Source organism: Aquimarina sp. AD10 (assembly GCF_003443715.1).
GTDB lineage: Bacteria > Bacteroidota > Bacteroidia > Flavobacteriales > Flavobacteriaceae > Aquimarina > Aquimarina aggregata.
This window is the reverse complement of record NZ_CP031965.1, coordinates 5,861,746-5,875,875: the sequence shown is the minus strand read 5'-3', so window position 1 is coordinate 5,875,875 and position 14,130 is coordinate 5,861,746. Positions and strand designations below refer to the sequence as shown.

Genomic DNA, 14,130 nt, shown 5'->3' with positions numbered 1-14,130 from the left:
ACTCTACTTTTGTCTTGCTAACTAACGATTAATAATTCTCTATGAAAACCTTTTACTTTGGCTTTTGCCTTAGTATTCTTTTACTACTAAACTCTAGAGCATTAGCTCAAAACCTTAACAAAATAGATAGTCTACAAAAATTAATTAACACCCCTAAAACTGCAGATACTACACTTATAAAAGCCTATAATGACTTAGGTATTCAACATGCTACTTCTAATCCTATTTTGGCAAAACAAAATATAAACAAAGCACTTCGTATAGCTCACAAAATCAAAAAACCACGTGGTATTGCCGGAGCCAATAATTGTCTTGGAGTAGTGTATTACTATCAAAAAGAATATGACTCAGCTTTAGTGTATTTTAATAAAGCATATAAGATAAATACAGAAATGGGACATTCTTGGGGTCAAGCATCTGCATTGCATCAAATTGGAGTTGTTCAGAATCACTTAAACAAATACTCAAAAGCTATTAAAAGCTTTCAGAAAGCGGGTAAGGTGTTTAAATCGTTAAATGACTCTTTATCCTATATCAAAACTATAGAGAATATTGGTGTATCCTATAACTTAATGAAATACCAGAAAAAAGGATTAGAACGCTTCCTTTCTGCGAATACTTTATACAAACAACTGCATAATACATCAGGTATTGGTCGTACTTATATTCATATAAGCCAGATTCTAATTAAACAAAAAGAGTATGAAAAAGCGCTAAGCTATCTAAAGAAATCATTGCCTCATATACACAGTGGTGGTAACAAAAGACATTTAAGTGTAGTTTTAAAAAATATCGGAATTAGTCAACGAGGATTAAAAAACTATGACGATGCATTAGCATATTTACAAAAATCCTTGGCTTTGCGAAAAGAAAAAGGCAACTCAAAGACAGTTGCAGTAATTCAATCAGAAATTGGAAATACATATTTTGAAATGGAATCGTACGTAGATGCGTTACACTATCAAAAAAAGGCATTACAAAATTATAGTATCAAAGGTAGTTATAGACAAAAAGCTACTTCATATAATTCAATTGCAAGGTCTTTTCTAAAATTAAATCAAATCGACTCTGCCAAATCTAACGCCACAAAGGCACTTTCAAGTTCAAAAAAAGCATCTGATCTAGAGACCGAAACAGAGGCAAATCAAACACTTGCTAGTATTGCTGAAAGAGAAGAAAATAGTCTTGCTGCCTATCAACATTTTAAAAATTTATCTATACTTAAAGATTCATTAAAAATCATAAAACAAGAAGAAGTTGCAAAAGAATTATATGCAAAGTATGAAACAAAGCAGAAGGAATATCAAATTAACATACTACAACAATTAAATAATAAAATAAAGCAACGCTATACAATTTTGGTATCTGCATTAATACTCGCAATGGCCTTGTTAACCGTTGGTTTATTGATTTTTATAAAAAAAATAAAACATACATCTTTAGAGAAAGAGATACTAGATAGAGAATTAGATACTAAAAAAAAGGAATTAACTACTCATTCTCTACATTTAGTTAAAAAAAACAAAGTATTAGAAAGTTTAAAAGAAGAAGTTGAACACATTCGATGCTCTGAAGATCAAAATGCACAGTTTAATTACCTTAAACTTATACAAACTATTAACTTTGATCTTAGTGATGATACAAGTTGGGAGAATTTCAAACGGTCTTTTGAACAGGTACATAAGGATTTTTATAGCATTATTAAAAGTAAGTATCCCAATGTTACTTCTAATGAGCTACGTTTGATGGCCCTTCTAAAGATTAATCTATCGTCAAAAGAAATAGCAAGTATTCTTAACATTACACAAGAAGGAGTAAGAAAAGCTCGCTACAGACTTCGCAAAAAATTAGATATTCCATCAAATAAAATGCTTATGGATATGATTTTAAATATTTAATCATTCTTTTATAATTACAAATTCACCTTTAAGAGGGTTCAAATATGTAATTAAGGTAGGTATTAGATCTTCACCGTATTCCAAATACATTTCAGAAAAATTAGTATTTCGTTCTTGTAAGCTTTGGTTAGGAAATAACTGGTTTTGTATCTCGGCAAGTCTTTTTACCTGATCGCTAAGCTTTCGTCGTTGTGCTTTAAGCAAACGTTTCTCTAGCATATCTAAACCTTTAAGTTGTTTTATCTCTTGAGCCTTAACTGCATTAACAAAAGTAACATCTGTTTGCTCTGCCAATTCATACATTTCTTTAAACTGCTCTTCAAGATGTTTTTTCTGTGTATCAAAATTAATATCAATATTTGATATTTGTCGAACTTTGCGATTGATTAACTCGTGTTGTTTTAAAAACAAATCTTTATCAGAAACTTCTAATTTATTCACTTTCTCTGTTTGTTTCTTTGTTTGCATTAATACAGAGTTTCGCAATAACAGCATAGGAAAAGGTATCGCGACAGCATCAAAATAGTCTTTTAGCTCCAACCAATACGCTAGTTCTCCTCCCCCACCGATATAGCATAAATTAGGTAAGATCACCTCTTGATATAATGGTCGCATCATTACATTAGGGCTAAATCGTTCTGGAAATTCAGTGAGTTCTTTTAATATTTCATTCTTACTCCAACGAATATTTGTTTCATTAACTACATAATCTCCATCTTGTTCAATGATTCGTTCTCGTACTCCTTCTGCTAAATAAAACAGATTAATTTCTCTTGGATTTACTTGTACTTTATAACCTGCTTTTTCTAATTTATTTGCTTTAGGTTGAACATTTTGATACGATGTTTGTTCTAGAAGTTCTTTTTCCATAAAAGGAATAAAAAGACGTTTCAGTTTTTGATCGTTTGCATCAACTATTACTAACCCATAGGATTCAAAAAGGGCATTGGCTAAATACCGTGTTGCGTCACTAAGCGTGTTATGTTCTAAATATGCTTTTTCAAAAAGACTTTTTAATCGTTCAGCATTTCTTCCAGTTCCAATTTCAGTTTTAAAAATATCAAAAACCTTATCCAATCCTTCTGTATCAAAAACACCTACTGCTCCCCCATCATCACGATTCCATTGTATCTTTTTTCCGAATAAGTTAAAGTAATTAATTTCATCAAAGTCATGATCTTCTGTAGCCATCCAATATATCGGCACAAAATCATTTTCAGGATACTTTTCTTTTAAAGTAGTAGCTAAGTTTATTGTAGAAACGATCTTGTACAAAAAATATAGTGGCCCAGTAAAAAGGTTAAGTTGGTGTCCAGTGGTAATCGTAAATGTGGTTTCATTAGCCAGCAATTTAATATTGTCGTTTGTAACATCAGAAACAGCTGTATTTTTATATTGTTTCTGAAGTACATCTACTAATACTTTTCTGTTTTCGTTAGAAAATGACTCTCCTTTTTCTTTTATCTGCGCACCAAAATTATCTAACTCTGGGAAGCGATGATAAAATTCATTTAATTCGGGTTTCTTTTCTAAATAATCACAAATAAACGTTGAAAAGTAATTCGTATCTCTAAACGGAATACAGTCACTAGGCATAAACTTTTTTTTTGAGAGGATAAATATACATTAGATTGTGATTGTAAATCTTAAATTTTAGTTAACACAGATTATATCCTTGATATTACTCGGTATTTTACACGCGTTCTCTATTCTTTCTACGAGTAAATGAGGGCGCTATCAAGTACAAACATCTTATGATTCAATGAAAAAACTATTCTTCACACTTTTTGTCGCAACGACATGTATAACTTACGCTCAAAATAAATTACAGTCTCCTGAAGAGTTCTTAGGATACAAAATTGGAGATCAATTTACGCGCCATTCTGATGTAATTCAATACTTCAAACATGTAGCAAACAACTCTAAAATGGTAAGCTATAAAACCTATGGGAAGACAAATGAAAGAAGACCTTTGACCTATGCTATTGTCTCTTCTGAAGAAAATATTAACACTATTGAAAACATACGATTAGAACATCTTAAAAATGCTGGAATTGTAGAAGGAACGGCTACGTCAAAAAAAGCTATTGTATGGCTGAGTTATAATGTTCATGGCAATGAAGCATCAAGCACAGAAGCTGCCATGAAAACGATTCATGAATTAATTACAAAAAAAGAATCTTGGCTTGAAAATACCGTGGTAATTATAGACCCTTGTATAAACCCTGATGGTCGCGATCGATATGTAAATTGGTATAATCAAGTAAAAGCAACTCCGTATAATACTGATCAAAATGCTACAGAACATAATGAACCTTGGCCAGGAGGAAGACCAAATCATTATCTATTCGATTTAAATCGTGATTGGGCATGGGCCACACAAATAGAATCTCAACAACGTTTAAAAATTTACAATCAATGGATGCCACATATTCATGTAGACTTTCATGAACAAGGAATAAATGAACCATACTATTTTGCTCCTGCTGCAGAACCTTTTCATGAAATCATAACACCTTGGCAACGTGATTTTCAAACTCAGATCGGTAAAAACCATGCTAAATATTTTGATAAAGAAGGGTGGTTATTTTTTACCCGAGAACGTTTTGATTTACTATACCCAAGTTACGGAGATACCTACCCTACATTTATGGGAGCTATAGGAATGACATATGAACAAGCAGGTCATGGTCGGGCAGGATTAGGTATACAAACAGACGAAGGATATGTATTAACTTTAAAAGATAGAGCATTACACCATACTACTACGGGATTATCTACTGTAGAAATGTCTTCTAAAAATGCACTTAAATTAAATGAAGAATTTAAAAAATTCTTTATCAATACCGATTTAAAATATAAAAGTTATGTGCTAAATGGTCCTAAAGACAAAATAAAAGCATTAACTACATTACTTGATAAACAAGAAATCAAATATGGTTTCACTAAAACGCCTAAAGTAACTGGATATAATTTTAGAGAAAACAAACAAGGTAGTATTAATGCTAATGGAGCACTTGTAGTAAGCACTAATCAACCCAAAGGAAAAATGGTCAAAGTACTTTTTGAACCCGACGCTAAATTAAGTAACCCCCTTACCTATGATATTACTGCTTGGAGTATACCTCATGCCTATGGTCTGGAAGCAATTGCGTCTACATCACTTGTTGCCACAAATCAAAGTAAACAACAAGAACCTATAGCCAACATCGCTAATGCATCGGGAGCAGGATATATCACAAAATGGAATAGCATCAATGATGCTGCATTTATGGCAGACTTAGTACAAAATTCTATCAGAGTACGTTTTAGCGAAAAAAACTTCTCTAATAATGGTGATGATTTTAAAAAAGGAAGTTTAATTATAACTAAGAGCGATAATATAAGTACTAAAGACTATGACAAAATTGTTATAAAAATTGCCAATAAACATCATCGTAAACTATTCACTGCAACAAGTAGTTTTGCATCTAAAGGTGTTGATTTTGGTTCTCCAGAAGTAAAACTAATTAATAAACAGCGAATTGCTATATTAAAGGGTGACTATGTTTCTTCATTAAGCTATGGTGAACTTTGGCATTTCTTTGAACAACAATTAAACTACCCCATAACAAGTATAGACTCGCAATATTTTAATAAAGTAAATCTTAATTCATATGATGTTCTGATATTACCCAATGGGTCTTATAGAGGAGAAATAAGTGCTAGTACACTTAACAAATTAAAAAAATGGGTGCAACAAGGTGGAAAATTAATTGCTATGGCAGGGGCCGTTGGAACTTTTGCAGGTAAAGAAGGGTTTGATCTTATAAAAAACAAACCTAAACCGAAAAAAAAGGATTCTATCGGAAATTTGACTCCCTATGACCAGCGAGAACGTGAAAATGTAAAAGATCTAATAACTGGTAGTATTTTTAAAACTAAAGTAGACCCCTCTCACCCTATGGCTTTTGGATATGATGACACCTATTTTAGTTTAAAATTAAATAATAATTCATATAAATTACTAAAAAAAGGATACAATATAGCGTATATGCAAAGTCCAGAAAATGTATCTGGATTTTCAGGAAAAACGGCTCTTAAAAACTTAAATAATTCACTAGTATTTGGTGAAGCCCGAATTGGTAAAGGAAGTGTTATTTACATGGTCGACAATCCTATGTTTCGGTCTTTCTGGGAAAATGGTAAGCTTTTCTTAGTAAATGCTATATTTTTCACCAATAATAATAAATTTAGGCTTTAGCACATCATAAATTAAGCTAAAAGCGATATTCTATTTAATCAAATCTCATCAATCAAAATACACATAATTAATACACAATACGATGAATACACTACACATTACTAAAACTGTAAAAATAATGGCGCTCTCTGCCACTGTTTTTATAACCAGTTGTAATCAAAAGAAAGAACCTGTGAAAACAAGTACAGCAAATGAAAAAACAGAAAATGTTTTATTAAAAGAATGGACAGGACCTTACGGAGGAACACCTGCGTTTGACAAAATGGACCTTAGCGATCTAAAGCCCGCACTTGAAAAAGGTATGGCTTTAAACCTTGAAGAAATTGATCAAATTGCTAACAACAGTGAAGCACCAACTTTCGAAAATACAATTGTTGCCATGGAAAAAGCAGGATCAGAGCTTGATCGTGTATTTACTTACTATGGCATTTTAAGTAGTAATATGTCTTCACCAGAGTTTAGAGAGATCCAAAAAGAGATGGCTCCTAAACTATCAGAATTTAGATCAAAAATATCACAGAATGAAAAATTATTTAAACGTATCAAAGCTGTTTATGATAGTGCCTTAAAAACACCTTTAGAAGAAGATCAACAACGTGTTGTGCAGCTCACCTATGAAGGTTTTGCTATGAACGGCGCAGAATTAGATGCAGAAAAGAAAAAAAGGTATGCCGCCATTAACAAAGAACTATCTGGATTATACACTAATTTTTCTAACAACATATTAGCCGATGAAGAAGGATATGTAACATATCTTACCAAAGATCAATTAAATGGATTATCAGAACCTTTAATTAAAGCATATGCAAAAGCGGCTAAAGATCGTGGACAAGAAGGTAAATATGCGGTTACCAATACACGTTCATCTATGGATCCATTTTTAACTTACTCAACAGAAAGAGCCCTACGAGAAAAAGTTTGGAAGAATTATTACTCGCGTGGTGATAATGGAGATGATAAAGATAATAATGAAAATATCGCCAAAATTTTAAAACTACGAAAAGAACGTGTTGGATTACTTGGGTACGATAACTTTGCTGATTGGAGGTTACAAAACCGAATGGCCAAAAACCCTCAAAATGCGATGCAATTAATGAATGCTGTTTGGCCTGCTGCTATTGCTCGAGTAAAAGAAGAAGTTACCGATATGCAAGCTGTCGCTAATTCAAACAAAGACAACATTACTATCGAACCTTGGGACTATAGATTCTATGCAGAAAAAGTTAGAAAAAAGAAATACGATCTAGATTCTGATGAAGTAAAGCAATACTTGCAATTAGATAAGTTAAGAGAAGCTATGTTTTTTGTGGCTGGTGAATTGTTCAATTTTAAATTTACCCCTGTAGCAGATGGTAAAGTTCCCGTATTTCATGAAGATGTAAAAGTATGGGAGGTAAATGATAAAACATCAGGAAAACATATCGGACTTTGGTATTTAGATCCTTTTGCAAGAACTGGAAAACGTTCTGGTGCCTGGGCTACAACCTACAGAAGCCATACTACATTTGATGGTAACAAAACAGTATTGGGTTCTAATAATTCTAATTTTGTAAAACCAGCCCCAGGAGAACCTGTTTTAGTTTCATGGGATGACGCTTCTACCTTTTTTCATGAGTTTGGACACGCACTCCACTTCTTTTCTTCAGAAGTAAGGTACCCAACCTTAAATGGAGGTGTTCGTGATTATACCGAATTTCAATCTCAATTATTAGAACGTTGGTTAGCAACAGATAAAGTAATCGACAACTACTTAGTACACTACAAAACAGGAGAAACCATGCCTAAAGCATTGATTGAAAAAGTAAAAAAAGCAGCTACATTTAATCAAGGTTTTGCTACAACAGAATATTTGGCGTCTGCATTAATGGACATGAAATTTCATTTAGCCGATCCAGAAAATATAGATGTCGACGCATTCGAAAAAGAAACTCTAGCCGAATTAAAAATGCCTAAAGAATTAGTAATGCGTCATCGTACACCGCATTTCGGACATGTTTTTTCTGGAGAAGGTTACGCTACCGCATACTACGGTTATATGTGGGCTGATGTACTAACATCTGATGCTGCTGAAGCTTTCGCTGAAGCTCCCGGAGGGTTTTATGATAAGGAAGTTGCAGCTAAACTTGTTAAATATTTATTTGCACCCCGCAATGCTATGGACCCTGCAGAAGCATACCGCAAATTTAGAGGTCGAGATGCTAAAATTGAAGCTTTAATGAAAGATAGAGGATTTCCAGTTCCAAAATCTTAAGAATCTAAAATACAGTGATAGCATACACATATATCTAGATAATCTAGATATATGTGTATTTTTATATATAATAAATATGTTGGCTAGTAAACATTGTGCATTGTTACCTACAATTATGAAAAACTTAATCTTTATATTCTCTATGTTGTTAATTTTATCCTGTAAAGATGATAAGAGAACGACTAAAAATCACATTGAAAAGAAAACTGAAAAAGTAGATAGTAAACCTGAAAAGAAACGAGAAAAGGAAGAAAAAAAAGAACAAGAAAAATTTAACCCAATAAAAGAGAATTTAGAACGAATAAAAAAGGAAAAAATATTGGTGAACAAAACATCTGTAGATTTAAATGACTTATTCATTGCAAATGAAAAAAGTATAATTTCAGTTTATCCAAATGAAACCGAAATAGAAAAAATGAAAGAAGAGATTGGGGAAGAAGATTTTTATACAGTTGCAGATGATGCTAATAATTATTCTTATGAGGCTGATATTTTTATAAAATCAAGGTCAATGAAATCATATTCTACGGATAAGAGATTTATACAATTTGTTATGAAAGATGGAGATACTGTGTATGTAGATACTGACAAAATTGAATCTAAATGGGTTATGGTTCTTTGTGATGGTTATGACAAACCCTATTCTAGTTCTTTAATAGATATTGAAATGAATTTTGAAGAATTGGATGAGTGAAATAATAAAAAAAAGTAGGTAACAACACCTATGCAATAATGTGGGGTTTTGGCTTAATCCAAAGGTCAGTGCTTATTTGGTTTGTCGCCAAAGTGTTAAATTTAGTATTTTAGAAAAAAGATAAAAACAAAATATAAACTTTGGCTATGTGCCAGATCGAAGATCGTTGATTTTCTGATTCCGCACTACGCATAGCTAAACGTTGTAAAACATATGAAAAAAAGTGTAAAAATAATATTCTTAATTCTACTAATATGTGTTAGTTGTACAAATTCTGATAAACAGAAATCAACAACCAAGGAAAAAAGGTATTTATGTGGATTTTCAAATGATTCACTGAAAATAAGAACTGAATATACTTTAACTAAAACCATAACTGACTCAATTATCAAATTTGATTATTCTAGTCACACTGATTCTTTAAGAGATTTTAATGTTGAATTTAAAAAACATAAGAATAAATTAGTATTCACACAGAATGAATATGAAAAATCCGAAATTAATCGATTTAAGAATAATAGGATTTCTATAAAACATTTTGATAGTTACACTTTTATTAAGCCCGAAATAGATGGTATGTCACCCGTATTATTCAACGAGAATTATGGGGTTTTAGCAATAGGGAATCCTCTTGGGCCATCAGCAATTTTTCTTAAAAAAAAGGAAGAATTTGAATTGGGTGATAAAATTCTTGATAAACTATAATAAAAGAATACATTTTACAACAACCAGTATGTGATCATAGCAGCTAAGCAATACATCGAATAGCTACTATATTTGATTATGCGCAATGCTTGCAAAAAGTAAAAGTTAGCAGCTAATGTCCAGAAAAAACCGAAAAACAAAGTAACATTTTGCTCTGCTACGAGACATATATTAAACGTTAGTGCTAATTACCCAAAAATGAAAATACCTAAAATTAAAGGAATAATTGACAGACGTATTCTAATCAACTACCAAGTTGACAAGGAAGTTTTAGAAAATTATTTACCGAAGCCATTTAAACCTAAACTGGTAAATGGAAAAGGTGTTGCTGGAATATGTTTAATCAGACTAAAAGAAATCAGACCTAAAGGGTTACCAAAACAAATCGGAATTTCCTCTGAGAACGGAGCTCATAGAATTGCAGTTGAATGGAATGAAAATGGAAAATTAAACGAAGGTGTTTATATTCCGAGAAGAGATACTTCTTCGAAATTGAACTCTTTAGCTGGAGGAACTATGTTTCCTGGAATTCATCATCTTACTGAATTTACGGTTAATGAATCAGACAGGAATTATAATGTGGCATTTATTAGTGATGATGGAACCTCTTTATCAATCGAGGCTCGTGAGACTGACAAATGGAATGAAGAAAGTGTATTTGAAAATCTAAATTGTGTCTCAGATTTTTTCGAAAATGGTTCAATTGGTTATTCTCCTGGCAAAAATGAATTTGACGGATTAAAACTCGAGGCATATAACTGGAAAGTATCTCTTTTGGAGGTAAAAGAGGTGCAATCAAGTTTTTTTGAGAATGAAGACATTTTTCCAAAAGGTTCTGTGAAATTTGATAATGCTCTTTTGATGAGAGATATTGAACACGAATGGATTGCATTGGAAAAAATAAAAACTACTAACACTATATAACAAAAAATAGCCGCACTATAGGTCAGTAACGTTCGTTATATTTAACGTTGTATACTATTGATGTGGATATTAAGAATAAATGAAAAAAGTCGCTATTAAAATATTATTTCTTCTAAATGCCTTTTTAATCTCAGCAATTGGAATAATTGTTTTTGTGTATATCAATACTCAAAAAACCTTTCCAGGATGTGCAACTGAAATACCACAATCAATATGCGGAACGGAAAATAGGCTAGCTGAAAACGAGCTTAAAGGAAGAGACATATTTAATGCAAATTGTGCTGCTTGTCATAAGTTATATAAAAGAATGACAGGACCAAGTCTAAAAGGGCTTCTCCAAAATAAACGTTATCTCTCAAAAGAGTTTTTTTTTGAGTATGTACGGAATGAACAAAAATTAATTGAAGAAAAAGACAAGCATACTTTATCAATTAATGAGGAATATAACTTTGATTATAAACATCATTTTGAATTGAACGATCTAGAAATTGAACAATTATTGGAATATATTGCAGAATAAAAAACGGTGTATAACACTAAGTATGATGTCATAGCAGCTAAGCAATACATCGAATAGCAACTATATTTGATTATGCACAATGCTTGCAAAAAGTAAAAGTTAGCAACCAATGTGCAAAAAAACCAAAAAGTAAGATAATATTCTGCCCTATTACGATACATATATTATACGTTGCGCTTCAGTATAATAAACCGCTAACTAAGACTAAAATTCTTTAGAAAAATTAGACAAAACTTACTTTTTAGAGTAAAATCGAAAATATTTTAAACCTATTCTTGGAGAAATTATTTTTTACTTTTGAATCTTACAAAAAAAAAGTTTCTAATTTATGAGCACTAAAGAGCCGTCCAAGAATACTTTAAAAACCGTATGGCGTTCATTTGCTAGTAGTTCTGTATGGCGTTGGTTTCAGAAAGCAATTATATTGATTATTTTCTCGTTAGTCGCAAATCATTTAGCAGCGAGTGATAATTTTCTTGATAGTGCAACGTATAGATTTCCTACTGTAGGCTTTCTTTTTACTATTGTTTTTTTTATTGTCGTGGGAATCATTGCAGAACTTAATTTTAAATTTTATAAGAAAAAGTACTTCTCTAAGAAAGTAGAAATTGCTACTATCATAAGGTTTATGGCTTCAACTTTAGGATACTTTACAATAATCTATATTCCTGTAAATATTATTTTAGAGATAGTTTTAGATGGAGAAATACAGTTCTATTATACATTAATTGGTTTAGTAATTTCGTTATTAATATGTTTTATTCTCATAGGTCTATTGTATGCTAAAGATCTACATAATTTATATAAGGTATCTATAAAAGATGCTGAAATTATTATTGACAGCGGTGCGAAAGTAACAAAGCTTACTTACGAAAATATTGCATGTTTTTATAGCGCAAACAAAATTGTATATACGGTTCAAAATAATGGCACCACAATTAACACCGATTTTACATTAAATGAACTCGAAGAAACTATAAACGATCAATTATTTTTTAGGGCCAATCGGCAAATTATAATCCACAAAGATACCGTAGACCTAATTGAAAAAATTGAAAATGGCAAGTTGCGTATTCAGTTAAAATCTTTCATTAAAAACGATGCAATTTCAGAAATCAACATCAGTCGTTACAAACGAAAAGCATTTATGGATTGGTTTCAATAAAAGATTCAAAAAAGTACCGACTATTCAGTTATAAATTACGACCCTTCAGTAAAAACACAAGTATTTAAAGGGGTTTTCAGAGATTTTGTTCATTATTTCGTCTAGAATTTAAAATCAAAAAACAATGAATAAAATCACCTTACGACAAATATTAATTCCTTTAATTACATTTACAATTATCTGCTTTTTATGGTTTGGACCAATTTATTTAAGTTTCTTTACAAATATTATTGCTTCGATAGTAATCATTATAGCAAATTATATAGAATACAAAAGAAAAGCATTTTCAGAACTTGGCTTTCAACGGGAAAAATTCACAACCAAAAACATTCTCGTACTTGCTCCATTAGTTGCACTGGGGCTCTTTATTTTTTATGCCTTTTTATTGGTACCTGTAATTACTAAACTCACTGGAGTTCCTATAGATTATTCAAGTTTTGATGAATTAAAAGGAAATCTTCCTACCTTATTATTTAATTTATTAATAGTATGGGGCACTTCAGGATTCGGAGAAGAGATAATTTTTCGCGGTTATTTTATGCGACAATTTGTAAAATTCTTTGGAGAAAGCAAAATTAGTATCGTAATTAATATTATTCTAGTTACTGGTTTTTTTGGCTTCATGCACGGTCAACAAGGTATTACAGGACAACTTGTTACTTGGATTACCGGAGCACTTATAGCTCTGATATTCTACTTACGCAAATATGATTTGTGGTTTGTCATTGCGGTACACGGTTTTTTTAACACCATAGCTTTAATTTGTATCTACTTTGATTTGGTGTAACGATAACTAGAAACATCGCTAATACTTTTATTTAATCAATGTAAGCATTTTTAAAAATTAAGTTATTTTAAATTAACGTGAGTACAACAACAGCTATAATTCATGGCGGTGAAATTTCTTAAACAGAAATTCCTATCTTGTTGTGGTGGTTTGGTTTTCTCAGAATGTCCTAAAAGAGTACATCACAACTAGGCCATAGTCGAAACGTTGTATGCCATTTAACTCACTATAACGCATAATGAAAATAATACGAACAAATTCTCAAAATCCAGAATTTAAAAGACTTGTACAATTACTAAATCTAGACCTCGCAGGAAGAGATGGTAAGGCTCATCCTTTGTCTCAATTTAATGACATCTCCAATTTAAATTATGTTGTTTTGGCATTAAAAGAGGACAAAGCAATTGGTTGCGGAGCAATCTCTGAATACAATTATAGTTCTATGGAGATTAAAAGAATGTACGTATCGCCAGAAACAAGAGGTCAAAGAGTTGGAGAAAAAGTTTTATCTGAATTAGAAAACTGGTCTAAGGAATTAGGATATTCTAGATGTGTACTTTTTATGGGATTAAAACAACCCGAGGCTGGTAAACTTTATCAAAGAAACAATTACAATTCTATAGAGAAATACGGTATACTAAAGGATATTCCTGATAGCTTATGCCTTGCAAAAGATTTATAAATTAAAACGAATGTACAACGACCAATAAAATTAATTACTACAAGCCTAATAACAAAAAAACTAGCGGATTTTTATTTAACATACATTCGTTAAATTCGTTGTTTAAAACACATAACTAATTACATCAATTATGAATTAAGTTTGAAAAATTAATGTTGTAACTATCCATTTTTCCAAATCAAATAAGCAGATCGTTGTTTAAAGAGAAGTTGCTTTACATATTTAAAGTAACCAATACGGTTAACCCAAACACTAAATCGC

General features: G+C 31.4%; 11 protein-coding genes. 10 read left to right on the top strand and 1 reads right to left on the bottom strand.

The features are described from left to right. The first annotated feature begins 41 nt into the window (after positions 1-41). On the top strand, positions 42-1,898 hold the full coding sequence (locus D1816_RS24535) for a tetratricopeptide repeat protein (protein WP_118506062.1): 1,857 nt from the start codon (positions 42-44) through the stop codon (positions 1,896-1,898). Here the strand turns inward: D1816_RS24535 and bshC are convergent, their stop codons facing one another. Beyond that, complete coding sequence (gene bshC / locus D1816_RS24530; protein ID WP_118506061.1) at positions 1,899-3,494, bottom strand: bacillithiol biosynthesis cysteine-adding enzyme BshC; 1,596 nt, start codon at positions 3,492-3,494, stop codon at positions 1,899-1,901. It lies immediately after the preceding gene. A 166-nt stretch (positions 3,495-3,660) separates the two neighbouring features. Here bshC and D1816_RS24525 point away from each other — a divergent pair, with 166 nt between their 5' ends. The 9 genes from D1816_RS24525 to D1816_RS24485 all read left to right on the top strand — a co-directional run bounded on the left by D1816_RS24525 (position 3,661) and on the right by D1816_RS24485 (position 13,869). Then, positions 3,661-6,141 carry a M14 family metallopeptidase gene (locus D1816_RS24525; RefSeq protein WP_118506060.1) on the top strand — a complete coding sequence of 827 codons (2,481 nt, stop codon included), beginning with the start codon at positions 3,661-3,663 and terminating at the stop codon, positions 6,139-6,141. An 82-nt stretch (positions 6,142-6,223) separates the two neighbouring features. Beyond that, positions 6,224-8,392, top strand: a complete 2,169-nt coding sequence (locus tag D1816_RS24520; RefSeq protein WP_118506059.1) for a M3 family metallopeptidase — start codon at positions 6,224-6,226, stop codon at positions 8,390-8,392. Between the two features lie 115 nt (positions 8,393-8,507). Then, positions 8,508-9,086, top strand: coding sequence for a hypothetical protein (locus D1816_RS25935; RefSeq protein ID WP_147405041.1), 579 nt, complete (start codon positions 8,508-8,510; stop codon positions 9,084-9,086). Positions 9,087-9,299: 213 nt separating this feature from the next. After that, a complete protein-coding gene (locus D1816_RS24510) occupies positions 9,300-9,791 on the top strand; it encodes a hypothetical protein (RefSeq protein WP_118506057.1) in 492 nt (163 codons plus the stop codon). 198 nt (positions 9,792-9,989) lie between these two features. Beyond that, positions 9,990-10,715: a DUF2071 domain-containing protein gene (locus tag D1816_RS24505; protein WP_118506056.1), complete on the top strand. Its 726-nt coding sequence runs from the start codon at positions 9,990-9,992 to the stop codon at positions 10,713-10,715. Between the two features lie 79 nt (positions 10,716-10,794). Next, entirely contained in the window at positions 10,795-11,235 is a 441-nt protein-coding gene (locus tag D1816_RS24500) for a cytochrome c (protein ID WP_118506055.1), read from the top strand. Positions 11,236-11,563: 328 nt separating this feature from the next. Then, positions 11,564-12,400 (top strand): LytTR family DNA-binding domain-containing protein, encoded by an 837-nt coding sequence (locus D1816_RS24495; RefSeq protein WP_066313767.1) that lies wholly within the window; start codon positions 11,564-11,566, stop codon positions 12,398-12,400. A 124-nt stretch (positions 12,401-12,524) separates the two neighbouring features. Continuing rightward, entirely contained in the window at positions 12,525-13,187 is a 663-nt protein-coding gene (locus D1816_RS24490) for a CPBP family intramembrane glutamic endopeptidase (RefSeq protein ID WP_118506054.1), read from the top strand. Between the two features lie 238 nt (positions 13,188-13,425). Beyond that, positions 13,426-13,869, top strand: coding sequence for a GNAT family N-acetyltransferase (locus D1816_RS24485; RefSeq protein ID WP_118506053.1), 444 nt, complete (start codon positions 13,426-13,428; stop codon positions 13,867-13,869). The last annotated feature ends 261 nt before the right edge of the window (positions 13,870-14,130 follow it).

Excerpts from the sequence above, each read along its gene's own strand:
- D1816_RS24535 (WP_118506062.1), top strand. The coding sequence starts at position 42 with ATGAAAACCTTTTACTTTGGCTTTTGCCTTAGTATTCTTTTACTACTA.
- bshC (WP_118506061.1), bottom strand. The coding sequence starts at position 3,494 with ATGCCTAGTGACTGTATTCCGTTTAGAGATACGAATTACTTTTCAACG.
- D1816_RS24525 (WP_118506060.1), top strand. The coding sequence starts at position 3,661 with ATGAAAAAACTATTCTTCACACTTTTTGTCGCAACGACATGTATAACT.
- D1816_RS24520 (WP_118506059.1), top strand. The coding sequence starts at position 6,224 with ATGAATACACTACACATTACTAAAACTGTAAAAATAATGGCGCTCTCT.
- D1816_RS25935 (WP_147405041.1), top strand. The coding sequence starts at position 8,508 with ATGAAAAACTTAATCTTTATATTCTCTATGTTGTTAATTTTATCCTGT.
- D1816_RS24510 (WP_118506057.1), top strand. The coding sequence starts at position 9,300 with ATGAAAAAAAGTGTAAAAATAATATTCTTAATTCTACTAATATGTGTT.
- D1816_RS24505 (WP_118506056.1), top strand. The coding sequence starts at position 9,990 with ATGAAAATACCTAAAATTAAAGGAATAATTGACAGACGTATTCTAATC.
- D1816_RS24500 (WP_118506055.1), top strand. The coding sequence starts at position 10,795 with ATGAAAAAAGTCGCTATTAAAATATTATTTCTTCTAAATGCCTTTTTA.
- D1816_RS24495 (WP_066313767.1), top strand. The coding sequence starts at position 11,564 with ATGAGCACTAAAGAGCCGTCCAAGAATACTTTAAAAACCGTATGGCGT.
- D1816_RS24490 (WP_118506054.1), top strand. The coding sequence starts at position 12,525 with ATGAATAAAATCACCTTACGACAAATATTAATTCCTTTAATTACATTT.
- D1816_RS24485 (WP_118506053.1), top strand. The coding sequence starts at position 13,426 with ATGAAAATAATACGAACAAATTCTCAAAATCCAGAATTTAAAAGACTT.